Genomic DNA, 23,655 nt, shown 5'->3' on the forward strand with positions numbered 1-23,655 from the left:
CAATCATGGTCACTGCTCGATCGTGGCGGGGAGCGCTTCGCCAACCTGTCTACGTTGGAGTGGCCAACTTTGCGTCATTTTCGTGTCGGATCATGACGCGACTGAAGCCAGCGCCTGTAGACGGCGCACCCAACCGCCCCCATTAAGCGATAACGCATCGTCATGGTCTGCCGTAATGGATCGCAAACGCGCACTCGAGCATAGTCAGTTCAAACGTGAACAGGCGCGAGGCCGCGCGCAAGCCGCTTGCACCGACGACCACCATCTGCAAACGCGACGAACACCGTTGTTTAACCCTGCCTGGCGCAGCGTGTATATCTCCACCCCCTCAGTTGCAAGGAGACAGACATGTCCTATGTCGATGGTTTCGTGATGGCGGTACCCACCACCAACAAGCAGAAGTTCATTACCCACGCCAAGGGGGGCGATTCCGTCTTCATGGAGTATGGCGCCACCCGTGTGCTCGAGTGCTGGGGCGACGATGTGCCGGAGGGTAAGCAGACCGACTTCCGTCGCGCCGTGCAGGCCAAGGACGATGAAACCGTGGTGTTTTCGTGGATCGAATGGCCGGACAAATCGACACGCGATGTCGGCATGGAGAAAGCCATGAAGGACCCACGGCTGACGCCCGAAGCAAACCCGATGCCGTTCGACGGAAAGCGCCTGATCTTCGGCGGCTTCTCCCCGATCGTCGAACTCGGGTCGAAGCACTGACCGGCAACCCAGAAGCGACTGGTAAGCGCAAATAAACGAATGGCCCGGAAATCCGGGCCATTCGTAACGCGCACCTCTGCAGGAATCAGAGCATCGGCAACTTGAGCCCTTGTTCTTTCGCACACTGTTTGGCAATGTCGTAACCGGCATCGGCATGCCGCATGACGCCGGTAGCAGGGTCGTTCCACAACACGCGTGCGATGCGCTTGTCGGCCTCGGCCGAACCATCGCACACGATCACCACGCCGCTGTGCTGCGAGTAGCCCATGCCGACGCCGCCGCCGTGGTGCAGCGACACCCAGGTCGCGCCGCCGGCAACGTTGAGCATGGCGTTGAGCAGCGGCCAGTCGGACACGGCATCGCTGCCGTCCTTCATCGCCTCGGTCTCGCGGTTGGGTGATGCGACCGAACCGCTGTCGAGATGGTCGCGGCCGATCACGACCGGCGCCTTCAACTCGCCGTTGCGCACCATCTCGTTGAACGCCAGGCCGAGCTTGTCGCGCAGCCCCAGGCCGACCCAGCAGATGCGCGCGGGCAGGCCCTGGAAGCTGATGCGTTCGGCCGCCATGTCGAGCCACCGGTGCAGGTGCTGGTCGTCGGGAATCAGCTCCTTGACCTTGGCGTCGGTCTTGGCGATGTCCTCGGGGTCACCCGACAGCGCGACCCAGCGGAACGGGCCGACGCCGCGGCAGAACAGCGGGCGCACGTAGGCTGGGACGAAACCGGGGAAGTCGAATGCGTTCTTGCAGCCTTCGTCGAACGCCATCTGGCGGATGTTGTTGCCGTAGTCGAACACCGGGATGCCCATGTCCTCGAACGCGAGCATCGCCTCGACGTGCACGCGCATCGACTTCTTGGCCGCGTCGCGCACGACTTCGGGGTGGTGTTTCTGCTCGGTCAGCCACTGCTCGACGGTCCAGCCGATCGGCAGGTAACCGTGCACCGGGTCGTGCGCGCTGGTCTGGTCGGTGACAGCGTCCGGGCGCATGCCGCGGCGCACGAGTTCGGGCAGGATCTCGGCGGCGTTACCGAGCAGCGCGATCGACTTGGCTTCGCCGGCTTCGGTGTACTTGTCGATGCGGGCGAGCGCGTCGTCGAGGTCGGTGGCCTGTTCGTCGACGTAACGGGTGCGCAGGCGCATGTCGATGCTCTTCTGCTGGCACTCGATGTTGAGGCTGCACGCGCCGGCCAGCGTCGCGGCCAGCGGCTGCGCGCCGCCCATGCCGCCCAGCCCGGCGGTCAGGATCCACTTGCCCTTGAGATCGCCACCGTAGTGCTGGCGGCCCATCTCGACGAAGGTCTCGTAGGTGCCTTGGACGATGCCCTGGCTGCCGATGTAGATCCAGCTGCCGGCCGTCATCTGGCCGTACATCATCAGGCCCTTCTTATCGAGCTCGTTGAAGTGCTCCCACGTCGCCCAGTGCGGCACCAGGTTGGAGTTGGCGAGCAGCACGCGCGGCGCGTCGGCGTGGGTGGGGAAGATGCCGACCGGCTTGCCGGACTGGATCAGTAGGGTCTCGTCGTCCTCCAACTCGCGCAGCGACTTGAGGATGGCATCGAAGCTTTCCCAATCGCGTGCGGCGCGACCGATGCCGCCGTAGACCACCAGTTCGGTCGGGTTCTCTGCTACTTCGGCGTCGAGGTTGTTCTGGATCATCCGGTAGGCAGCCTCGGTCAGCCACGACTTGCAGGTCTTGTCGGGACCGCGCGGGGCACGGATGACGCGGGCGGGATCTTTGCGGGTGGACATCGACGGGACTCCGGCTGAACTGGGACAGGCCCACGGCGGTGGGACCACTGACATGACGGGAATTATCGCGCCAGGCCGATACGTGGGCGTCGTCGCAGCCACCCTGCGGTTGCTGTCGGCCACGATATTTCGTGGTGGGCGGCGGTTTTGTATACGCTGTACACATGCCAAGCCCGCTGCCGACCGCCGATCGCATCCTGCGCGCCGCCCGCACCCTGTTCGAGCGCGACGGCGTACAGGCCGTGACCATGCGCCGCGTCGCCGATGCCGTCGGCATCACGCCGATGGCGATCTATCGGCATTTCGGTAATCGCGAAGCCCTGCTCAAGCGCATCAGCGACGACAGCTTCGACACGATCTCGCGCCATTGGCTGGCGCGCAATCAGGGAGGGGATGCCCTGTCACGGGTGATCGCACTGCAGCGGATCTATCTGGACTACGCGCTGGCCCATCCGCATCTGTTCGACCATGCGTTCTCGATGCGGCGGGCGGATGCGCGGCGCTATCCGCAGGACTTCCACGCAGGCCTGTCGCCGACGTTGACCGTGGCCGCTGACGCGGTGGCCGATGCGATGCAGGCGGGTCAATTGCGCCAGGACGACGCCTGGGACGTGGCCATGACGCTGTGGGCACATACGCACGGGTTGATCGCGCTGTATCGGGCAGGACGTTTCAGCTACGACGACACGCAGTTCCGGCAGCTCTACGATGCATCGCTGCAACGGCTGCTGCAAGGGCTGAAAGCATCCTGATTACCGACCGGTTCGATCTGGTCGCCAGGCATCGCATCAACCGCTTGCTGGAGAACACGGACAGGCGACGGGTCATCCAGCACGAGCCGGCGGACATCGCGGCACAGCCGAAGCTCCCGGGCTACCTGGACTAAGCAGTTGGAGCAGTGCTCAGCGATTGCCGTCGGGCGGCGGGGCCACCTGCTGGCGCTGGTGCTCCAACTCCACACGGCGGCGCTCATTGTCAGCACGACGCTGCTCGTAGTCATTGCGCAGGCGCTGCGATTCGACCGGATCGCGACTGGCCGCACGCAGGCGATCGGTGCGCAATCGGTCACTCTCGATCTGCACATCGCGCCGCTGGATCTCGCTGCCGATGCTGTCGGCCTGCACGCGGCGGCTGGCCGCCTGGATATCGCGGCTGAGCTTCGCCGCCGGGTCGTGTTGGGGATTGTTCTGCTGGCTGCCCAGTTGCGGTTGCGGCAACGGCGTGACCACGGCCGGACGCACGGTGTTGGTCGGAACCGGAAGCGGACGTTGCTGGGCGGACGCCGACGCCGCCAGCAGTGCCAGTGACAACGGCACCCACCTCGTGTTGAGCCGCATGGCGTTCACGCGGATGGCCTTATCCGGGCAATGGCCCCAGCACCGCTGGCAGCGCGCGAAGGCGCTGCCGGGCGGAAGCGGTCAGTACACCGCCGGGTCAAGCTTGCGCAGCGCATCGGCGACGTCGATCTCGCCGGTACGGTCGAGATCCTGCTTGCTGTAGGCGCGACCCGGGCCGGGGTTGCACACGGGCTTGCCGTTCTTGTCGCGCTGCTGGATGCGCGTGCCGGTGTAGCGCAGGCAGTTGTTGTCGAAGGCCGGCTTGGTCTTCTGGGCGTCGGCCGGTGCATTCGCATCGGCGGTCGCCGTGGTCGGTGCCTGCGCCTCGGCTTGGACGGCGACGACGCTCTGCGCCGAGGCCGCGAAGGCGCTGGCACCGAACAGGCCGGCGATCAACACGGAGGCTAGGGTCTGGCGATTCATGGCGTCACCTGGGAACTGCACGGCGGCATTGCCGCATTTCGACGATACGCCGGTTGGGCTGAACGGGTGGTGCCGATTGTCGCCGTGTTTAGGCGCACGTCAGCCTCGTGGACAGGTCGTGGCGCCCACCGACTGCGCGAAGCCCCGTTCGCGCGCCACACCGCGCACTCGTCGGCACCACGACGATGACCAGGCGATGCATGACGCGTGCTACCGGACAGGTCACGGCTACTCTCGGCAAAGCCGGGCAGCCGCACTGGCGACTAAAGTCATGCCGCAATACTGCCCCGCTATCATTGGCCGATGCCTTCGATCCGCTTCGCGGCTGCAGCCGCCCTGCTTTCCCTCCTCCTGACCGCCTGCTCCACCCCGGCCGCGCGCCCGGCGGCGACCATTCCGGTTGCAGCAGCACCCGCCGACCCGGTGCTGCTGGTCTCGATCGACGGCTTCCGAGCCGACTACCTCGACCTCGGCCTGACCCCGAACCTGGCGCGCATCGCGCGCGAAGGCGTGCGCGCGGCGTGGATGAATCCCTCCTACCCGTCGCTGACATTCCCGAACCACTACAGCATCGTCACCGGCCTGCGTCCGGACCGCCACGGCATCGTCCACAACAGCATGAGCGACGCCGCCCTCGGCACGTTCCGGCTGTCCGATCGCGAGGCGGTCGGCAATACCCGCTGGTGGGGCGGCGAACCGATCTGGGTCGGGGTCGAGAACGCCGGCCTGCCCAGCGCGACCATGTTCTGGCCGGGCAGCGAGGCCGAGATCCAGGGCGTGCGGCCGACGCGCTGGCGGCCGTTCGACTACGCGGTGACGCCGGACCTGCGCGTCGACGATGTCGTCGGCTGGCTGTCCGAGTCGCCAGCCACGCGCCCGCGCCTGGCGACGCTGTACTTCGAGAAACTCGATTCGGTCGGCCACCGGTACGGCCCGGACTCGCCGCAGGCGCGCGAGGCGCTGCGGGTCATCGATGCCGCGATGGGCCGCCTGCTGGCCGCACTCGCCTCACGCGACCTGCTCGACCGCGTCAACCTGATCGTCGTGTCCGACCACGGCATGGCCACGGTGCCGCCCGGGCAGGTGCTGGCCGTGGAAGACATGGTCGCACCAGACGATGCGGTGGTGGTCTCGATCGGCCAGTCGGTCGGCATTGCGCCGAAGCCGGGACGCGAGGCGTTTGTCGAAAGCAAGCTGCTCGGCGCACATGCGCAGTACGACTGCTGGCGCAAGGGCGAGCTGCCGGCCCGTTGGCATTACGGCCGCAACCCGCGCGTGCCGCCGATCGTGTGCCAGATGCACGAGGGCTGGGACGCGCGGCCGCGCGATGACATCGCCAAACGGCCGAACACCGCCAGCGGCTCACACGGTTTCGATCCGGCCTTGCCGTCGATGCGGGCGTTGTTCCTCGCACGCGGCCCGGCGTTCCGGCCCGGTACGCGATTGCCGGCGTTCGACAACGTCGACGTCTACCCGCTGCTGGCGCGGTTGATCGGCATCCGCCCCGCCGATAACGACGGCGACATCACCCCACTGCTGCCGGCGTTGCGCGACGGCCGCCGCTGATCACGCCTCAACGCACCTGGATCTGCCAGCGCACGGTCTGTGCCGGCGCGGCGCCCGTTTCCCAGGGACGGCGATAGTCCAGGCGCAACTCGCCCTGGCCTGCGGCCGCGGCACGGAAGCGCCAGGTCTGGGTGCCGCCGCTGCCGACCGTCTGCGGATCGGGGTTGACGCCGGCCATGGCCGGCTCGCCGTCCTGCACGATCACGCCAGCGGCCGCGGCCTGATCCCAGGCCCAGCTGTAGCCGGTGCTGGCATTGCTCGGCAACCGCACGACAAAGACCTGACCGACCGTCACCTGCACCGGCACGCGGCTGTCGGCCGCGGTGAGTTCGCGCTCAGTCGAGGCTGCCGGTGCGGTGCCGGCGGCGCAACCCGTGACGAGGACCGTCAGGGCGGAAGCGAACAACAGGGCATGGCGCATGGGCGGTCCTCGCAGGGTGGGTCGCGGCGAGTATAGGCCGTGCTCCGCCGGCTCCATGTCGATGTCCGAATCCGGCGAGTCGGTGCCCCGGCACGGTGCTAGCCTGCGTCCATGATCTCTGCCGCCCCGCTTCCGCATTCCGAGGTTCTGCCCGACTGGCCGGTGTGCGAGCAGGCCCGCAAGAGCCGCGATCCGCGCTTCGACGGTTTGTTCTTCACCGCCGTGCTCAGCACCCGCATCTATTGCCGACCGGTGTGCCCGGCGCCGATGGCGAAGAAGGTCGTCTACTTCCGTCACGCCGCCGCGGCCGAAGCCGCCGGTTACCGGCCGTGCCTGCGTTGCCGCCCCGAGCTGTCGCCGGACGACGGCAGCTGGCGGCGCGGTGATGCGGCGGTGGCACGTGCACTGAAACTGATCGACGAGGGCGCGCTGGCCGAGCAGCCGCTGGCGGCGCTGGCCGAACGTGTCGGCGTCGGTGAGCGGCAATTGCGGCGGCTGTTCGTCGACCGTGTCGGCGCGGCTCCGATCGGCGTGCACGGCACGCGCCGGTTGCTGTTCGCCAAGCAGTTGCTCACCGAAACCGCGCTGCCGATCACGCAGGTCGCGCTCGCCGCCGGCTTTGGCAGCCTGCGCCGATTCAATGTCGTGTTCCGCGAGGCCTACCGCATGGCGCCGCGTGATCTGCGTCGGCATCAACGCCTGGACACCGCCGGTGCCCCTGGCGAAACGCTGACCTTGCGCCTGGGCTACCGGCCGCCGTACGACTTCGCCGCGATGCTCGCCTTCCTGCGCGGCCGCGCCCTGCCCGGGGTGGAAGTGGTCGATGAGCACAGCTACACGCGCGTGATCGGGCCCATTGAACAACCCGGCTGGTTGCGGATCAGCGCCTGGCCGCAGGGCGAGCACGCGCTCAAGCTGGAATTGCACGGACCGGCGCCGACGCGCTTGCTGGAGATCGTGCAACGCCTGCGTCGCATGTTCGATCTCGATGCCGACCCGCAGGTGATCGCGGAAGCCTTGTCGATGGATGCGTGCCTGGCACCGTTGCTGGCGAAACGTCCCGGGCTGCGTCTGCCGAGCGGCTGGGACGGCTTCGAGATCGCGGTGCGCGCGGTGATCGGCCAGCAGGTCAGCGTCGCCGCCGCGCGCACCTTGGCCGCGCGGCTGGCACAACGTTACGGCCAGCCCTTGCCGCAGCCGTTTGCACCGGGACTGGAGCACCTGTTCCCGACTCCAGAGGCATTGGCCGACGTCGACCTCACCGTCATCGGCCTGACCCGCGCACGCGCCGACACGGTGCGGACGATGGCGCGTGCGCTGCTCGACGGCCGCGTCGATTTCCGCGCCGAGCGCACGCTGGAAGATTTCACTTCACGCTGGGTTACGCTGCCCGGCATCGGTCCGTGGACCGCGCAGTACATCGCCCTGCGAGCGCTCGGCCATCCCGATGCGTTCCCGGCCGAGGATCTGGTGCTGCAACGCGCCGTCCCCGGCGACGGCTCGCGCCTGAGCGCGAAAGCCCTCAACACACGCGCCGAAGCCTGGCGACCGTGGCGTGGTTACGCGGTGATCCACCTGTGGCGCGACTCGATGCCGCAACCGGGAAGCCAACCCGCCAAACCCATCCGTGCCAAGCAACGCACGGCCGTCGCGGCGCGCACGGATTCGCATCCGGAACCGCCTTCGAGCCCTGCGCCATGATCGTCTACACCTCCATCGACAGCCCGGTCGGCCCATTGCTGCTGGCCGTCAACGACGACGGCCTGCACCTGATCGAGTTCCACGTCCCGCGCCACCCGATGCCGCGTGGCACGGATTGGCGCGAAGGCGACCACGCCCTGCTGCGTGCGACGCAAGCGCAGCTGGACGACTACTTCGCCGGGCATCGCCGCGATTTCGACCTGCCGCTGGCCCCGCGCGGCACCGAATTCCAGCGCAGCGTCTGGCACACGTTGGCGACGATCCCCTACGGCGAGACGATCAGCTACGCGCAACTGGCCACACGCGTGGGCAAGCCGTCGGCCACGCGCGCCGTCGGTGCCGCCAACGGCCGCAACCCGCTGCCGATCGTGCTGCCCTGCCACCGCGTGATCGGCAGTGACGGCAGCCTCACCGGCTTTGGCGGCGGCCTGCCGACCAAGCGTTACCTGCTGCAACTGGAAGGTGCACTGCCGAACGAGGACGACCTGTTCGCGGCGTGAAGTGTTTTGCCGGTCGCCCGATGCACCGGGCCCTCATGCCGGAGCAGCGGTTTCGCGCGGAGTGGATGCGGTGAAGAGATTGCGTCCGGTGAGCCTGCGAGATCGGGCGAACACAACGGCCGACCTGTCTCGTCAATGAGTGCGTGGCTCAGAACCGGCACGCCTTCGCCCACGACCTGCGGAAACGCTCCGCTCAATCGGCAAGCAATCGCTCGATAGCCGCACGGCAATGATCGGCGATCGCATCGCTGTGGAAGTGGCGCCCCTGCTCGACCACGCAACGCCCACCAACCCAGGTCTCGCGCACCAGGTTGCGGTTGCCGCTGAAGATCCAGCGGTCGAGCGCATCCTCGTCGCGCACGCCGGCGAACTGCGGCGCGGTGATATCGAACACGACCGCGTCAGCGAATTCACTGTCGTTCAAGCCACCGATGTCATGTCCGGTCGCCGCGGCCGCGCTGGCCGCGACACCGCGCATCAGGGTCTCGCCGACGCTGGGCGAATCGGCCTGCACCGCGATGTTGCGACGGCGCGTGACCAAGCGCTGGCCGTATTCGAGCCAGCGCAGTTCCTCGACCGGCGACACCGAGATGTGCGAATCCGAGCCGATCCCCCAACGCCCGCCGGCATCGAGGTAGTCGCGCAACGGGAACAGGCCATCGCCGAGGTTGGCCTCGGTGGTCGGGCAGATCGCAACGGTGGCGCCGCTGCGCGCGATGCCCTGCACTTCGGCTTCGTTGAGATGGGTCGCATGGACCAGGGTCCAGCGCGAATCGACCTGCGCATTGGCCAGCAGCCATTCGACCGGACGCGCGTTGCGCGTTGCCAGGCAGTCCTCGACTTCGCTCACCTGCTCGGCGATATGGATATGCACCGGACTGTCGGCGGGCAGCGCCTCCAGCACAGCGCCCATCGCATCGGGCGGCACCGCGCGCAGGCTGTGCAGGGCGCAGCCGACGCGCAACATCGCGTGTTCTTCCGCGCGCAGCGTGTCGAGCAGGCGCAGGTAGGCGTCGATGTCGTGGCCGAAGCGGCGCTGGCGCTCGCCCAGTGCGCGGCCGTCGAAGCCGCCGGTCATGTACAACACCGGCAACAGGGTCAGGCGGATGCCGGTGTCGTACGCGGCCTCGATCAGCGCGCGCGACATCGCCGCCGGGTCGGCGTAAGGCTTGCCGTCCGGGGCATGGTGCAGGTAATGGAATTCGCAGACCGTGGTGTAGCCGGCTTCGAGCATCTCGGTGTACAGCTGCGCGGCGACCGCATGCAGCATCTCCGGGTTGAAGCGCTCGGCGAAGCGGTACATGGTCTCGCGCCAGGTCCAGAACGAATCTTCGGGATTCGTCTGGCGCTCGGCCATGCCTGCCATCGCGCGCTGGAACGCGTGCGAATGCAGGTTGGCGATACCGGGCACGACGCGCTGCGGCGTGGTCCCGCCGTTGGTGCCACGGATGATGCGACCGTGCGCATCAACGTCGAGCTTGACGCCGTCCTGCCAGCCCTGCGGGTGCCACAGCCTTGCGTTGGGAATGGTCTGCATGGCGCCATTGTGGCCTGTCGGCGCCCGGCTGGCGACGCCGGCGGCCGCGCCTACAATGGCGCGATGAGCACGACATCAACGACTCCTTCACACAGCCTGATCGACGGGCCCCTCGATGGCCTCATCGTCGGCGCCTCGCTGGCGACCCTGGCCGGGGCACAGGGCTACGGCGAAATCACTGATGGCGCGCTGGGTTGGCGCGATGGCGTGATCGCCTACGTCGGCCCACGCAATGCGCTGCCCGGTGCGCCAGAGCGCCTGGCACGCAGCGTGATCGAGGTCGAAGGCTGGATCACGCCGGGCCTGGTCGATTGTCATACGCACCTGGTGTTCGCCGGCGACCGTGCGCGCGAGTTCGAGCTGCGCCTGCAGGGCGCGAGCTACGAGGAGATCGCCCGCGCCGGCGGCGGCATCCTGTCGACCGTGCGCGCCACCCGCGAGGCCGACGAGGACGAGCTGCTGCGCCAGTCACTGCCGCGCGCGCGCGCCCTGCTCGCCGACGGCGCGACCACGCTCGAGATCAAATCCGGTTACGGCCTGGACTATGCCAACGAGCGCAAGATGCTGCGCGTCGCGCGTCGCATCGGCGAGCAACTCGGCGTCACGGTGCGCACCACCTGCCTGGCCGCGCATGCGCTGCCGCCCGAGTTTTCCGGGCGTGGCGACGAGTACATAGCCGAAGTGATCGAATGGCTGCCGCGCCTGCACAGCGAAGGCCTGGTTGATGCGGTCGATGCCTTCTGCGAGGGCATCGGCTTCTCGCCGGCGCAGACGCGACGCGTGTTCGAGGCCGCGCGCGCACTCGGCCTGCCGGTCAAGCTGCACGCCGACCAACTCAGCGACCTCGGCGGCGCGGCGCTGGCGGCGAGCTTCGATGGCCTCTCTGCCGACCACGTCGAGCACACCTCGCTCGACAGCGTGCGTGCGATGGCCGCGCACGGCACGGTCGCGGTACTGCTGCCCGGCGCGTTCCATGTGTTGCGCGAGACCAGGCTGCCGCCGCTGGACGCGTTCCGCGAGCACGGCGTGGCGATGGCGCTCGCCACCGACTGCAACCCCGGCACCTCGCCGCTGCAGTCGCTGCGCCAGGCAATGCAGCTGTCATCGACGCATTTCCGACTGACGCCGCAGGAGGCGTTGCGCGGCGCTACCGTGCACGCTGCGCGGGCGCTGGGCCTGGATGACCGCGGCGTGCTGCGCGTTGGCGCGCGCGCCGATTTCGCGTTGTGGCGCATCGGTCATCCGTCCGAGCTGTGTTACTGGCTCGGCGGGCAACTGGCGCAAGCTGTCTATTGCGGTGGCCGTCGCCTCGACTGAGCGCGGTCGCCGTCCAACTGTTGCATCCAAAGGGGAGAAAACATGCGCGTGACCACCATGTTCGGTTTGTCATTGGGTTTGTCGCTGTCGATCGTCGCGGGCGCGTCAGTGGCCGCCGACACGGCCACCGCACAGCGGCTGGCGCAGGACGCAGTCATCGTCGATACCCATATCGATGCGCCCGGCGAACTGCTGTCGCACTGGGACGATCTCGGCCTGGCCACCCCCGGCAAGGAGTTCGATTACCCGCGCGCGCGCCAGGGCGGCCTCGATGTGGCGTTCATGTCGATCTACACCTCGCCCGAGCAGGACACCACCGGCACCGCCAGGCAGACCGCGCACACCCAGATCGACGCGGTCGAGGCCCTGGCCGGACGCCATCCGGACAAGTTCGCGCTGCTGCGCTCGCCCGCCGATGTCGAGCGGCTGCGCGCCGGCGGCCGCGTGCTGCTCGCGCTGGGCATGGAAAACGGCGCGCCGATTGGCGATGACCTGTCGCAGCTGGCGGCGTTCCACGGCCGCGGCGTGCGCTACATCACCCTGGCCCACAGCGCCAACAACCGCATCAGCGACTCGTCCTACGCCCTGCAGAAGCAATGGGGCGGGCTGAGCCCGTACGGCGAGAAGGTGGTGGCCGAGATGAACCGCCTGGGCATCATGGTCGACGTCTCGCACCTGTCCGACGACGCGATTCGCGACGTGCTGCGCATCACCGACGTGCCGGTGATCGCCAGCCATTCCGGCATGCGCCATTTCACCCCGGGCTTCGAGCGCAACCTGAGCGATGAACTGGCGAAAGCGATCGCCGCCAAAGGCGGTGTCGTGCAGCTGGTGTTCGGCACCGGCTTCGTCAACCCGAAGGCGGCCGCCGACCTGCAGGCTTACTTCCAGGCCGAGGCGGAATTCGAGCGCGCCAACGCTGCCGCCGTCGCCGCCGGCAAACCGGTGCGGTCCGCGGACGAATTCGACAAAGCGTGGAAAGCCGCGCACCCGGTGCCGGTAACGCACATCGACGCCGTGCTCGACCAGATCGACCATGCGGTGAAGCTGGTCGGCGTCGACCACGTCGGCATCGGTTCGGACTTCGACGGGGTCAGCGGCAACCTGCCGGTGGAACTGCGTTCGGTCGCGGACTACCCCAACCTGGTCGCCGGCCTGCAGGCGCGCGGCCACAAGGACGGGGACATCCGCAAGATCCTCGGTGGCAACCTGCTGCGGGTGTGGACCGCGGTCGAGGCCGCGGCCCAGCACTGAGGGTTGCGGCTCCAGCCAGTTCGGGGGCGATCCACGCTGCAAACCTGAGGCTCCGCGGTTACCCGCGTCCGGCAGGCACAAAAAAGCCCCGCTTGAGCGGGGCTTTTTTTCACGCCGGTGTCCTGGCGCTTATTCCTTGGCGGCAGTCTTCTTGACCGCGACCTTCTTGGCCGGGGCCTTGGCCACGGTCTTGGTCGCCTTCTTCGCGACCGGCGCGGCGGCGGTGCCGGCAGCCTTGGTCACGGCCTTGCGGGCGTTGCCGTAGCTGGAGTTGTAGCGCTTGCCCTTGGCGGTCTTGCGGTCGCCCTTGCCCATGTTCGTGCTCCTGAAAGCTGTCAAAAGTCCGCACTGCGGGTGTGCGGGAATTTACGAGGTCTGCGTACGAATACGCGGTCGCGCCGCGCGCGAGACCGCGAAGTCTAGCACGCGGGCAGGCCTGCCCTGCGGCCCGCCAGCTTGGGTCTGCCTACATCGTTGCAGGAGCGGCTTCAGCCGCGAGCTTTGGGTGGTGCCCCGTAGACACGCGAAAAACTCGCGGCTGAAGCCGCTCCTACGTGAAACAAAACTCGGGCTTGTCGGGATTGATCCGATCCGCATCCGCCGCTCCAAACCTAGATGCCATCCCCCGGGACTGTCTGGTGGAAAGCCCCCTTGGTAAGGGGGCGCGGCGAAGCCGCGGGGATCGGAAACACATAGCGGGGCCCAAAACTTGCGCGGCAAGTTTTGGGATTGATCCCAATGCGCAGCATGGGATCAATGCACGCAGTTGGCGTCGTGGGTATGGCCGTGATTGAGGCGCAGGTTGGCCAGATGGGCCAGACCGACCAGGGTGCCGCCGAAGGTCATCGCGATCGCGTGCGGCACCAGGCTGTGGTGCAGCGGCTGATACAGCACGCCCAGCCACAACACGACCAGCCCCGGCACCAGCAGCGACAGCGCGCGCACGGCGCGATGGCGGCGGTAGCCCCAGATCGTGCTGAACAGGCCCAGCCCGGTCGCGAACAACACAAAGGCCTCTTCCAGCCCCGAGCCCAGCCAGGCGGCCACGCCCAGCGACGGCAGGGTCGCGATCAACAGCGGCAGCAGCGCGCAATGGACCGCGCACAGCAACGAACCGAAGGCACCGAGGCGGTCGAGCAGGCTGCGGGGGCGGAGTGGCGGCATGGGTGACTTCTGGGAGGGGTCGGAATCCGTTTCGTTATAATATAACATTTCAACGATCCCGCCACCCACTTTAACCGACCCCATGCCGAATGCCACCCTCCACGCCCCGCTTCGTCGCCTCCCGCTCGCCCTTGCGCTCGCGCTGCCGGTCGCCCATGCCGATGACCAGCAGACGCGCCATGGCCACGAGCCGACCGACCTGGCCGGCGTCGAGGTAAAGGCCACGCCACTGGCCGGCACCGCCGAAGACCTGGCCCGCCCGGTCGAGGTGCTGGCTGGCGCGAAGCTCGACGAGGCCAAGGCCAACTCGCTGGGCGAGACCGTCAACAAGCTGCCCGGCGTGCAGTCGTCGTACTTCGGTCCTGGCGTCGGCCGGCCGATCGTGCGCGGTTTCGACGGCGCGCGCGTGCAGGTGCTCAGCGACGGCCTGGGTTCGGGCGATGTGTCGACGGTCAGCGTCGACCACGCCGTCTCGATCGAACCGTTCCTGGCCGACCAGATCGAGGTGCTCAAGGGCCCGGCGACCCTGCTCTACGGCAGTGGCGCGATCGGCGGCGCGGTCAATGTGGTCGACGGCCGCATTCCCGAGGCCGTCACCGAGCAGCCGCTGCAGGGCCGCGCCGAGCTGCGCGGCAACACCGTCAACGACGAGAAGTCGGGCATGGTCCGCCTCGACGGCACCTCTGCCTCAGGCAATTTCGTGTTCCACATCGACGGCCTGCACCGCGAGACCGGCGACTACGACATCCCCGGCTTCGCCGAAAGCGCCACGCAACTGGCGGCCGAAGGTGAAACCCCGGACCCGGTCGAAAAAGGCACGCTGCCCAACAGCTTCGTGCGCACCGACAGCGGCGCGTTGGGCCTGAGCTGGATCGGCGAGCGCGGTTTCCTCGGCATCGGCGCCAGCCTGTTCGACACCCGCTATGGCGTACCCGGCCACGCGCACGAGCACGGCGGCGACCACGACCACGGTGACGAACCCGGCACCGAGGAAGGGCATGAGGAAGAAGGCGGTGTCAGCATCGCCCTGGACCAGCGCCGCTATGAGCTGCGCGGCGGCCTCAACGAGTTTGGCGCGTTCAAATCATTGCGCGCCAAGGTCGCGCGCACCGAATACACCCACACCGAATACGAAGGCGAGGAAGTGGGCACGGTGTTCGACAACACCAGCACCGAGGCCCGCATCGAACTGGTGCACCAGCCGCTGCTGGGCTGGGACGGCGCGTTCGGCCTGCAGTGGGCGCAGCGCGATTTCGAGGCGATCGGCGCCGAGGCCTTCGTGCCGCCGTCGAAGTCGCGCGACGCCGGCTTGTTCTGGCTGGGCGAGCGTCGGCTGTACGACGGCGTGCACGGGCCGATCAAGGCCGAGCTTGGCGCGCGCATCGACCGCAACAAGATCGACGTCGACGACGCCCTCGCCGACGTTACCGGCATGGCCCGTCCGGATCGCGACTTCGACACCGCCAGCCTGTCGGCAGCGTTGAAGTGGGACATCACCGACGCCTTCCACCTGTCGTTCGGGCTCGACCGCGCGCAGCGTTCGCCCACCGCCGAGGAGCTGTACTCCAACGGCCTGCACGTCGCCACCTCCAGCGTCGAGATCGGCACGCCCGACCTCGACGTCGAAACCGCCAACCGCGCCGAGATCGGCCTGCACTGGCACGGTGGCCCGTTCAAGGCCAGCGCGTCGCTGTACCACGTGCGTTATGACGATTTCATCTACCTGGCCCACACCGGCATCGAGGAGCACGACGGTCCGGTGCGGCTGTGGACCCAGGACGACGCGCGCTTCAACGGTGCCGAGGCCGAGGTCAACTGGACCTTCGCCGACAACGCCAGCGGCACCTGGGACCTGCGCGTGTTCGGCGACATCGTGCGCGGCGAATTGAGTGGCAGCGGCAGCCGCGAGGTCGACGTCTCGGTGCCGCACGGCGACCACAACCACGATTACACCGTCGATCTGCCGCGCAGCGGCCATCTGCCGCGCATCGCGCCCAAGCGCCTCGGCGGTGAAGTGCGCTGGGAGCAGGGCCAGTGGCGCGCGTCGCTCGGCGCGGTGCGCTATGCCAGTCAGGACGCCGTCGCAGAGTTCGAGACGCCCACGCCAGGCTACACCCTGGTCGACGCCCACGTCGCCTGGCACCAGGACACCGCCGCCGGCAACGGCTGGGAGCTGTTCCTCGACGGCAGCAACCTGCTCGACGAGGAAGCCCGCCCGCACACCTCCTTCCTCAAGGACGTGGCGCCGCTGCCGGGCCGCGGCGTCGCCTTCGGCGTGCGCATGTTCTTCTGACCGACGCGGAGCGCGCATGGACAACCCCTGGCGATGGTTCTCCTGCGCGCTTGCGATCGGCATCGGCGCAACGGCCCTGCTCGACGCGTGGGCATGGTCGTTGCGCCGCTTCGGCATTTCCTCGCTCGACTGGTGCCTGGCGGGACGCTGGATGGGGCATTCCCCGCGCGGCCGCTTCGTGCACGAAAGCATCGGCCACGCCACGCCAGTGAAAGGCGAATGCCTGCTCGGCTGGGGCCTGCATTACGCCAGTGGCATCGCCTTCGCTGCGCTGCTGCTGGCCTTGGCCGGGAGCGACTGGGCGCAGCGGCCGACGCTGGCGCCCGCGCTTGCCGTGGGCCTGGGCACGGTCATCCTTCCTTTCTTCGTGATGCAACCCGGCATGGGCGCAGGCATCGCGGCATCAAAGACCCCTGACCCCACCCGCGCCCGCGCCCGCGCCCGCCTGCGCAGTCTGCTGGCGCACGCGGTGTTCGGCGTCGGGATGTACGTGTCCTCGTGGATCGTGGCGGCATCGCTTCCATAGCCCAGCGTCAGCGGTTACCTGTCGTTCTCCTGCTGGAACATAGCCCCTGCGTCCTGCGACTCCCTCGATCCCGGCAAAGCGTGTAGATAGTGGGCACCCCACTCGGCCGAGGCAGGACCCACATGAACCCGACCCTGCCCCATCCCGCCTCTCGCTACTGGCCGCTGGTGCTGGCCGCAACGGCGATGCTGATGGTCACCATGGGCATCCGCCAGTCGATGGGCCTGTTCGTCAAACCGATTGGCCAGAGCACCGGGCTCGGCATCGCCCAGATCAGCTTCGCGCTCGCGGTCGGCCAGTTCGTGTGGGGCGCCGTGCAGCCGGTGTTCGGCGCGCTTGCCGACCAGCGCGGTCCGGGCCGCGTGCTGGTCGGCGGCGGCGTGCTGCTGATCGCCGGCATGGTGCTGGCGCCGCTGCTGGATTCGCAATGGGGCCTGCTGCTCACCCTCGGCGTACTCACCGCGGCCGGCGCCGGCGCCGGCAGCTTCTCGATCCTGATCGGCGCCACCGCGCAGCGCATGCCGGCGCAGAACCGCTCGATGGCAGCCGGCGTGATCAATGCCGGCGGCTCGTTCGGCCAGTTCGTGTTTGCGCCGCTGGTGCAGGCGGTGATCAGCGCCGCCGGCTGGGCCGCGGCGATGTGGACGCTGGCCGCTTCGGCGTTGCTGACGCTGCCGCTGGCCTGGCCCTTGCGTCGCCGCGGCGCGGATGCCGCGGCGGCAGCACCGCACGCGCCCCCGGCCGCGCCGGGTGCGGGCCTGCGCGCACAACTGCGCGTGGCCCTGCGCGATCGCAGCTACTGGTGCCTGCACCTGGGTTTCTTCACCTGCGGCGTGCACATCGCCTTCCTGGTCACCCACCTGCCGAGCGAGATCGCCCTGTGCGGGCTGTCCGACAATGTCTCGGCGGTATCGCTGGCGCTGATCGGCCTGTTCAATGTCGGCGGCAGTCTCGCTGCCGGCTGGCTCGGCCAGCGCTACCGCATGAAGACCCTGCTCGCGGCGATGTACGCCAGCCGCGCGGCGATGATCGCGATCTACCTGGTCTCGCCACCGACGCCGCTGACTTTCTTCGTGTTCTCGGCTGGGCTCGGCCTGACCTGGCTGGCGACGGTGCCGCCGACCGCCGGCCTGGTCGGCAAGCTGTTCGGCGCGCGCTACCTGGGCACGCTGTTCGGCCTGACCCTGTTCTCGCACCAGATCGGCGGCTTCTTCGGCGCCTGGGTCGGCGGCCTGGTCATGGAGCGCTTCGGCGACTACACCTGGATGTGGTACGCCGACATGGCGCTGGCGTTGCTGGCCGCGGCCGCCAACCTGCCGATCCGCGAAAGCCGGCCGACGCTGCAGCCGGCTACCGCTTGACCCCGGGTGCGGCCTTCGGCCTTACCCGGGCTACTCATCGGCGCTTGTAGCCCGGGTAAGCAAAGCGCACCCAGGAGCGCGCCGGCAATACTCAGGCCGCGTCGGCCTTCGCGCAATTCGCGCACAGGCCGTGCACTTCCAGCGACTGCGCCTGCGGGGTGAAGCCCAGTTCGCGCGCGCGCGCATCGAGCAGATCGACGATGCGCTCGTCTTCCAGCTCGGTCGCCGACTGGCAGCGGTCGCAGATCAGGAACGGCACCGCGTGTTGCTCGCCACCCGGATGGTGGCAGCCGACGAAGGCGTTGATCGAAGCGAGCTTGTGGATGAAGCCGTGCTCAAGCAGGAAGTCCAGCGCGCGGTACACCGTCGGCGGCGCCGCGGCGTCGTGCGTGGCCTTCATCTGGTCGAGCAGCTCGTAGGCCTTGACCGGGCGACCGGCGTCGGCGATCAGGCGCAGCGCGTGCGCGCGGATCGGCGTCAGCCGCAGGCCGCGCTGCTCGCACGCGCGCTCCACCTCGTGCACGAAGGCGTCGCCGTCGTGGACGTGGTGCTTCGGGTCGGTGCAGGCGTGGTCTTGGCTCATGGCGGTTCAGGGCGGCTTGTAACCGCTACATCCCCCGATCTAGGCACCGATCGGCAGTTTTGCAAGGGCAGCGTCGATGCGCTTGATCGCCTCGCCCTGCCCGGCCAGGTACACGGTATGGGAGATGTCCGGGCTGACCTGGGTGCCGGTGATCGCCACGCGCAGCGGCTGGGCAACCTTGCCCATGCCGATGCCGAGCGCCTGCGCGGTGTCGTGCAGAGCCGCGCTGACGCCGTCGGCGGTCCACGTCGCCAGCGCCGCCAGGCGCTCACGCGCGTCGGTCAGCGGCGCGCGTGCGGTCGCGGTCAGGTGCTTGGCGACGGCGGTCTCGTCGTACTGCGTCAGCGGACCAAACCACACCGCGGCGCGCTCGGCCATGTCCTTCAGCGTCTGCACGCGGTCGCGCAGTGCGATGACGATGTCGGCCGGCGCCGGGCCGTGGGCCAGGTCGTAGCCGTTGTGGCGCAGGTGCCATTCCAGGTGCTTGCCGACTTCGACCGGGTCGTCGCTCTTGAGGTACTGCTGGTTGAGCCAGCCAAGCTTGGCCGGGTCCAGGCGCGAGGCCTTCGAGTTCACGTCCTTGAGGTCGAACAGCTGCGTCATCTCCTCGATCGAGAAGATTTCCTGGTCGCCGTGCGACCAGCCCAGCCGCACCAGGTAGTTGAGCAGCGCGTGCGGCAGATAGCCCTCGTCGCGGTACTGCATCACGTCGGCGGCACCGGTGCGCTTGGACAGCTTGGCGCCCTCCGGGTCGAGGATCATCGGCAGGTGGGCGAAATGCGGCACCGACGCAGACATGCCGCTTTGAATCAGTGCCAGGTAGATGTTGATCTGGCGTGGGGTGTTGTTGACGTGGTCGTCGCCGCGCACCACGTCTGTGATGCCCATGTCGAGATCATCGACGACCACGGCGAAGTTGTAGGTCGGGTAGCCATCGGACCGGAAGATCACCAGGTCATCGAGCTCGCTGTTGGCGATCTCGATGCGGCCCTTGACCTTGTCCTCCCACGCGACCACGCCGTCCTGCGGATTCTTGAAACGGATCACCCGGTTCGGGTCGTCGCGGTAGCCGGCGTTCTGCTCGCGATAGGCGCCGTTGTAACGCGGCTTCTCGTTCGCGGCCATCGCCGCCTCGCGCATCGCTTCCAACTCGTCCTTGGTCTCGTAGGCGTAGTACGCGGTGCCGGCGGCGACCATCTGCTCGGCGACCTCGCGGTAACGCGCCAGGCGCTGGGTCTGGTAGATCGGGCCTTCGTCGTAGCCCAGGCCCAGCCACTCCATCGCCTCCAGGATCGCGTCGATCGCCGCCTGCGTGCTGCGTTCGCGGTCGGTGTCCTCGATGCGCAGGATGAACTGCCCGCCGCGACGGCGCGCCTCCAGCCAGCAGTACAGCGCGGTGCGCGCGCCGCCGATGTGCAGGTAGCCGGTGGGACTGGGGGCGAAGCGGGTGCGGCAGGTCATGCGGGGGCTCGGCTGACAACAGGAAGCGGGAATTTTACCGGAGCCGGCCCGGGCCCGCCCCATTGGCTCCACCGATCCCTGGCGCGCCCCTCTCCCCACTTCCCCTCCCCGTTCGTTTTGAGCGTAGCGAAGCGAAGTCGAAGGATGAGCGGGCTACGAGGCAGCCCCTCGACTTCTCTCGTCTACGGCGAACTACGCTCAGGATGAACGGATGGATCTTCTGCACCTACAATGACCCGATGACGACGTTGTTCATCTCCGACCTTCACCTCGACGCCGAGCGCCCGCAGATCACCGAGCTGTTCGGCCGTTTCCTCCGCGGCGAAGCACGCGGCAGCGATGCGCTCTACATCCTCGGCGACCTGTTCGAGGCCTGGGTCGGCGACGACGATCCGTCCGACACCGGTGCCTTCGTCGCCGCCGAACTGCGCGCACTGGGCGAAACCGGCACGCCGGTCTACTTCATCCGCGGCAACCGCGACTTCCTGCTCGGCCACGACTACGCGCGCCGCGCCGGCATGACGATCCTGCCCGACCCGTCGGTGGTGATGCTGTACGGCCAGCCGACGCTGCTGATGCACGGCGACCTGCTGTGCACCGATGACGTCGCCTACCAGCAGTTCCGCGCGCAGACGCGGCATCCGCAGTGGCAGGCTCAGTTCCTGGCGCAGCCGCTGGCCGCGCGCATCGCCTTCGCCCAGCAGGCGCGCGCCGCCAGCCGCGCGCACCAGAGCGGGCTGAAGCACCAGGGCACGATGGAAACGATCACCGACGTCGCGCCGGCGACCGTCGTAAGCACTTTCGTGCGCTATGACATCGACACCCTGATCCACGGCCATACCCACCGTCCGGCCGTGCACGAGCTCGACATCGAAGGGCGCCCCTGCCGCCGCATCGTGTTGGGCGACTGGTACGACCAGGGCTCGGTGCTGCGGGCGGATGCGAACGGCTTTGATCTGCAGGCGATCGGCTGATCACCGGCGTTGGGCGTAGCCCGGGTAAGCGAGGCGCACCCGGGGCGCTGCGACAACGATGATCCCGGGCGCGGCCCTACGGCCTTACCCGCGCGACACCGTTTGGATCAACCGGCCAGCTTCTCCAGCGCGGCCAGTTCGTCGGCATCGAACCCGGCGGCACTGCGCGCCTCATGATTGAACGGGCCGTACAGCACGGCACGCGCGTACTGCGCGAGCAACTCGCGGAAGCGCGGCGCCGGCTCGACCCCGGCACGTGCGCAGTACCAGCGGAACCAGTGGCTACCGGCGGCGACGTGCACGACTTCCTCGCGCAGGATCACTTCCAGAATATCGGCAGTAGCGTCGTCACCGAGCGAGCGCAGTTTGACGATCATGCCCGGCGTCACGTCGAGGCCGCGCGCCTCCAGCACGCGCGGCACCAGCGCCATCCGCGCCAGGCCGTCGTGCGCGGTCTTCTCGGCCATTTCCCACAGGCCGTTGTGCGCGTCGAAGTCGCCGTAGTCGTGGCCCAGCTCGCGCAGGCGTTCGCGCAGCATCACGAAATGCCGCGCCTCGTCTCCGGCCACGCTCACCCAGTCGGCATAGAACTCGCGTGGCAAGCCGCGGAAGCGGTACGCCGCGTCCCAGGCCAGGTCGATCGCGTTGAACTCGATATGGGCGATCGCATGGATGAACGCCGCGCGCCCTTCCACCGTACCGAAGCCGCGCTTGGGCAACTCGCGTGGATGCACCAGCGCCGGCCGCGATGGGCGGCCGGGCATGCGGATCGCTTCCGGCGGCGGCGCATCGGCGGGCGTGGCCAGCTCGCCGCGCTGGAAATCCTCCACCGCCGCGAAGGTCGCTTCGATCTTCGCGGCGGGCGTGGCCGCGTCGAGGCAGGCACGCGCGGCATCGAACAGCGTGGCGGCCACGCCGGTCAGTGCGCGGTATCGCCCGCGGGCGAACAGCCCCAGCCATCCGCGTAGCCGCGATGGACTTCGGCCAGTTCACCCAGCTGCCGTTCGAGCGCGGTGATCGCTGCGTGTCCGGGCGCCATGACGCGGATCGCGCAGACCTGCCAGATGCCTTCGTCGTCGACTTCGGGCGCATCCACCGTCAAATCCGGCAGCACCGCCGCGGCCTCGGCAAAGGCCTGTGCATCGGCTTCGGCAGAAAAGACCTGGTAGAACTCGATGCCGCGTGCACGCTCGAGGTCGTCACCGTCCTCAAGCATCTGCTTGAGCACCTGCCCGTTCTCGTCGTCGGGAATCATCATTGCCCGTAACTCGCGCATGCTCAGGCCCTCCGCGTCTTCTTGGCCTCGTCCGAGCGCAACTGCTTGATCCGCTCGAAGTAGCCCGGCTCGATGCCGGTGACGTATTCGCCGTTGAAACACGACGAGTCGAAATGGTCGATGCGGTGCTTGGGCCCGGACACGGCTTCTTCCAGGTCACTGAGATCCTGGTAGATCAGCCAGTCGCAGCCGAGCAGCGTCTGCACCTCTTCGTCGGTACGGCCGTGCGCGACCAGTTCCTCGGCCGACGGCATGTCGATGCCGTAGATGTTCGGGAAACGCACCGGCGGCGCGGCCGACGCCAGGTAGACCTTGCGTGCACCGGCGTCGCGCGCCATCTGCACGATCTGCTTGGAGGTGGTGCCGCGCACGATCGAGTCGTCGACCAGCAGCACCACGCGATTGCGGAATTCCAACGGGATCGGGTTGAGCTTGCGCCGCACCGACTTCGTCCGCTCGCCCTGCCCCGGCATGATGAAGGTGCGACCGACGTAACGGTTCTTGATGAAGCCCTCGCGGTACTTCACGCCGAGCACGTTGGAGATCTCCAGCGCGGCGTCGCGCGAGGTGTCGGGGATCGGGATCACCGTGTCGATGTCGTGCTCGGGCATCAGCCGCAGGATCTTCTCGCCGAGCTTCTGGCCCATGCGCATGCGCGCCTTGTGCACCGAGACCTCGTCCATCATCGAGTCGGGGCGGGCAAAGTACACGTACTCGAAGATGCACGGCGCGTGCTGGCGCGGCGCAGCGCAGGGCTGCACGAACAGCTCGCCGCGCGGAGTGACGACGATGCCCTCGCCCGGCTGCACGTCGCGCAGGCGCTCGAATCCGAGCAGGTCGAGCGCGACCGATTCGGACGCGACCGCGTATTCGTCCTGGCCGCCGCTGTGGCGCTTGCCCAGCACCAGCGGGCGGATGCCGTTGGGGTCACGGAACGCCACCAGGCCCAGGCCGAGCACGGTGGCGACCACCGCGTAACCACCGACGCAGCGGCGGTGCACGCCCTCGATCGCCTTGAACGCGGCTTCCGGCGTCAGCACGCGCTGCATGTCGAGCTCGTGCGCGAACACGTTGAGCAGCACTTCCGAGTCGGAATCGGTGTTGACGTTGCGGCGGTCCTGCTCGAACACCTCGCGGCGCAGCGCGTCGGTGTTGATCAGGTTGCCGTTGTGCGCCAGCGCGATGCCGTAGGGCGAGTTGACGTAGAACGGTTGGGCCTCGTCGGAGCCTTCACTGCCGGCCGTCGGGTAACGGCAATGGGCGATGCCGACGCGGCCGTCGAGCAGGCTCATCGAGGTCACGTCGAAAACGTCGCTGACCAGGCCGTTGCCCTTGTGCACGCGCAGCTTGTTGCCGTCGGCGGTGGCGATGCCGGCCGCGTCCTGGCCGCGGTGCTGCAGCACCGTGAGGCCGTCGTAGAGCTGGGCCGCGACGTCGTTATGGCCGACGATACCGAGAATGCCGCACATGGCTGGTGTCCTGCTGTCGTGTAAAGGG

The 23,655-nt window shown here is 68.2% G+C and carries 23 protein-coding genes; 11 read left to right on the forward strand and 12 right to left on the reverse strand.

Annotated features, from left to right (window positions below):
• Positions 1–348 precede the first annotated feature (348 nt).
• Entirely contained in the window at positions 349–714 is a 366-nt protein-coding gene (locus ACFOLC_RS04260; RefSeq protein ID WP_386757824.1) for a DUF1428 domain-containing protein, read from the forward strand.
• An 85-nt stretch (positions 715–799) separates the two neighbouring features.
• On the opposite strand, the gene hutU is transcribed toward ACFOLC_RS04260, so the two are convergent.
• Complete coding sequence (hutU, locus tag ACFOLC_RS04265) at positions 800–2,464, reverse strand: urocanate hydratase (protein WP_386757826.1); 1,665 nt, start codon at positions 2,462–2,464, stop codon at positions 800–802.
• Between the two features lie 131 nt (positions 2,465–2,595).
• On the opposite strand from hutU, the gene ACFOLC_RS04270 reads away from it, so the two are divergent.
• Positions 2,596–3,216 carry a TetR/AcrR family transcriptional regulator gene (locus ACFOLC_RS04270; protein WP_386757828.1) on the forward strand — a complete coding sequence of 207 codons (621 nt, stop codon included), beginning with the start codon at positions 2,596–2,598 and terminating at the stop codon, positions 3,214–3,216.
• A 150-nt stretch (positions 3,217–3,366) separates the two neighbouring features.
• Here ACFOLC_RS04270 and ACFOLC_RS04275 read toward each other — a convergent pair whose 3' ends face one another.
• Together ACFOLC_RS04275 and ACFOLC_RS04280 are read right to left on the reverse strand one after the other, a co-directional pair.
• Complete coding sequence (locus tag ACFOLC_RS04275; protein ID WP_386757830.1) at positions 3,367–3,810, reverse strand: hypothetical protein; 444 nt, start codon at positions 3,808–3,810, stop codon at positions 3,367–3,369.
• A 72-nt stretch (positions 3,811–3,882) separates the two neighbouring features.
• Positions 3,883–4,224, reverse strand: a complete 342-nt coding sequence (locus ACFOLC_RS04280; RefSeq protein ID WP_386757832.1) for a hypothetical protein — start codon at positions 4,222–4,224, stop codon at positions 3,883–3,885.
• A gap of 303 nt (positions 4,225–4,527) precedes the next feature.
• Between ACFOLC_RS04280 and ACFOLC_RS04285 the strand changes: the two genes are divergently transcribed.
• Positions 4,528–5,790: an alkaline phosphatase family protein gene (locus ACFOLC_RS04285; RefSeq protein WP_386757834.1), complete on the forward strand. Its 1,263-nt coding sequence runs from the start codon at positions 4,528–4,530 to the stop codon at positions 5,788–5,790.
• 7 nt (positions 5,791–5,797) lie between these two features.
• Here ACFOLC_RS04285 and ACFOLC_RS04290 read toward each other — a convergent pair whose 3' ends face one another.
• Positions 5,798–6,211 (reverse strand): protease inhibitor I42 family protein, encoded by a 414-nt coding sequence (locus ACFOLC_RS04290; protein ID WP_386757836.1) that lies wholly within the window; start codon positions 6,209–6,211, stop codon positions 5,798–5,800.
• Positions 6,212–6,322: 111 nt separating this feature from the next.
• Between ACFOLC_RS04290 and ACFOLC_RS04295 the strand changes: the two genes are divergently transcribed.
• The gene (locus tag ACFOLC_RS04295; RefSeq protein WP_386757837.1) at positions 6,323–7,912 is read left to right on the forward strand and encodes a DNA-3-methyladenine glycosylase 2 family protein; all 1,590 of its coding nucleotides are present in this window, start codon (positions 6,323–6,325) and stop codon (positions 7,910–7,912) included.
• Positions 7,909–8,412: a methylated-DNA--[protein]-cysteine S-methyltransferase gene (locus ACFOLC_RS04300; RefSeq protein WP_386757839.1), complete on the forward strand. Its 504-nt coding sequence runs from the start codon at positions 7,909–7,911 to the stop codon at positions 8,410–8,412. The genes ACFOLC_RS04295 and ACFOLC_RS04300 overlap by 4 nt, the downstream gene beginning before the upstream one ends.
• Positions 8,413–8,605: 193 nt before the next feature.
• Here the strand turns inward: ACFOLC_RS04300 and ACFOLC_RS04305 are convergent, their stop codons facing one another.
• On the reverse strand, positions 8,606–9,949 hold the full coding sequence (locus ACFOLC_RS04305; RefSeq protein WP_386757841.1) for a formimidoylglutamate deiminase: 1,344 nt from the start codon (positions 9,947–9,949) through the stop codon (positions 8,606–8,608).
• A 63-nt stretch (positions 9,950–10,012) separates the two neighbouring features.
• Here ACFOLC_RS04305 and hutI point away from each other — a divergent pair, with 63 nt between their 5' ends.
• Both hutI and ACFOLC_RS04315 read left to right on the forward strand, forming a co-directional pair.
• The gene (gene hutI / locus ACFOLC_RS04310) at positions 10,013–11,266 is read left to right on the forward strand and encodes an imidazolonepropionase (protein ID WP_386757843.1); all 1,254 of its coding nucleotides are present in this window, start codon (positions 10,013–10,015) and stop codon (positions 11,264–11,266) included.
• A 42-nt stretch (positions 11,267–11,308) separates the two neighbouring features.
• Positions 11,309–12,520: a dipeptidase gene (locus ACFOLC_RS04315; RefSeq protein ID WP_386757845.1), complete on the forward strand. Its 1,212-nt coding sequence runs from the start codon at positions 11,309–11,311 to the stop codon at positions 12,518–12,520.
• A gap of 129 nt (positions 12,521–12,649) precedes the next feature.
• Here the strand turns inward: ACFOLC_RS04315 and ACFOLC_RS04320 are convergent, their stop codons facing one another.
• The gene (locus ACFOLC_RS04320) at positions 12,650–12,835 is read right to left on the reverse strand and encodes a 30S ribosomal protein THX (protein ID WP_386757847.1); all 186 of its coding nucleotides are present in this window, start codon (positions 12,833–12,835) and stop codon (positions 12,650–12,652) included.
• 438 nt (positions 12,836–13,273) lie between these two features.
• Positions 13,274–13,684, reverse strand: a complete 411-nt coding sequence (locus ACFOLC_RS04325; protein ID WP_386757849.1) for a MerC domain-containing protein — start codon at positions 13,682–13,684, stop codon at positions 13,274–13,276.
• An 82-nt stretch (positions 13,685–13,766) separates the two neighbouring features.
• Between ACFOLC_RS04325 and ACFOLC_RS04330 the strand changes: the two genes are divergently transcribed.
• The 3 genes from ACFOLC_RS04330 to ACFOLC_RS04340 all read left to right on the forward strand — a co-directional run bounded on the left by ACFOLC_RS04330 (position 13,767) and on the right by ACFOLC_RS04340 (position 17,864).
• Positions 13,767–15,977, forward strand: a complete 2,211-nt coding sequence (locus ACFOLC_RS04330; protein ID WP_386757851.1) for a TonB-dependent receptor domain-containing protein — start codon at positions 13,767–13,769, stop codon at positions 15,975–15,977.
• A gap of 16 nt (positions 15,978–15,993) precedes the next feature.
• A complete protein-coding gene (locus tag ACFOLC_RS04335; RefSeq protein ID WP_386757853.1) occupies positions 15,994–16,503 on the forward strand; it encodes a DUF2938 domain-containing protein in 510 nt (169 codons plus the stop codon).
• Positions 16,504–16,625: 122 nt separating this feature from the next.
• Positions 16,626–17,864, forward strand: a complete 1,239-nt coding sequence (locus ACFOLC_RS04340) for an MFS transporter (protein WP_386757855.1) — start codon at positions 16,626–16,628, stop codon at positions 17,862–17,864.
• A 91-nt stretch (positions 17,865–17,955) separates the two neighbouring features.
• Here the strand turns inward: ACFOLC_RS04340 and ACFOLC_RS04345 are convergent, their stop codons facing one another.
• Together ACFOLC_RS04345 and gltX are read right to left on the reverse strand one after the other, a co-directional pair.
• Positions 17,956–18,447, reverse strand: a complete 492-nt coding sequence (locus ACFOLC_RS04345) for a transcriptional repressor (RefSeq protein ID WP_386757857.1) — start codon at positions 18,445–18,447, stop codon at positions 17,956–17,958.
• A gap of 39 nt (positions 18,448–18,486) precedes the next feature.
• Positions 18,487–19,908 (reverse strand): glutamate--tRNA ligase, encoded by a 1,422-nt coding sequence (gene gltX / locus ACFOLC_RS04350; protein WP_386757859.1) that lies wholly within the window; start codon positions 19,906–19,908, stop codon positions 18,487–18,489.
• 239 nt (positions 19,909–20,147) lie between these two features.
• Here gltX and lpxH point away from each other — a divergent pair, with 239 nt between their 5' ends.
• Positions 20,148–20,882 carry a UDP-2,3-diacylglucosamine diphosphatase gene (lpxH, locus tag ACFOLC_RS04355; protein ID WP_386757861.1) on the forward strand — a complete coding sequence of 245 codons (735 nt, stop codon included), beginning with the start codon at positions 20,148–20,150 and terminating at the stop codon, positions 20,880–20,882.
• A gap of 107 nt (positions 20,883–20,989) precedes the next feature.
• Here the strand turns inward: lpxH and ACFOLC_RS04360 are convergent, their stop codons facing one another.
• From ACFOLC_RS04360 to purF, 3 genes are read right to left on the reverse strand one after another with little or no spacing between them, the layout of a single operon-like run.
• The gene (locus tag ACFOLC_RS04360) at positions 20,990–21,805 is read right to left on the reverse strand and encodes a ferritin-like domain-containing protein (RefSeq protein ID WP_386757984.1); all 816 of its coding nucleotides are present in this window, start codon (positions 21,803–21,805) and stop codon (positions 20,990–20,992) included.
• Positions 21,802–22,158: a ribonuclease E inhibitor RraB gene (locus tag ACFOLC_RS04365; RefSeq protein ID WP_386757863.1), complete on the reverse strand. Its 357-nt coding sequence runs from the start codon at positions 22,156–22,158 to the stop codon at positions 21,802–21,804. Before ACFOLC_RS04365 ends, ACFOLC_RS04360 begins: the two co-directional genes overlap by 4 nt.
• 2 nt (positions 22,159–22,160) lie before the next feature.
• The gene (purF, locus tag ACFOLC_RS04370) at positions 22,161–23,627 is read right to left on the reverse strand and encodes an amidophosphoribosyltransferase (RefSeq protein WP_386757865.1); all 1,467 of its coding nucleotides are present in this window, start codon (positions 23,625–23,627) and stop codon (positions 22,161–22,163) included.
• Positions 23,628–23,655: the final 28 nt, after the last annotated feature.

This window comes from Lysobacter cavernae (assembly GCF_042648505.1).
GTDB classification, from domain to species: domain Bacteria; phylum Pseudomonadota; class Gammaproteobacteria; order Xanthomonadales; family Xanthomonadaceae; genus Lysobacter_L; species Lysobacter_L cavernae.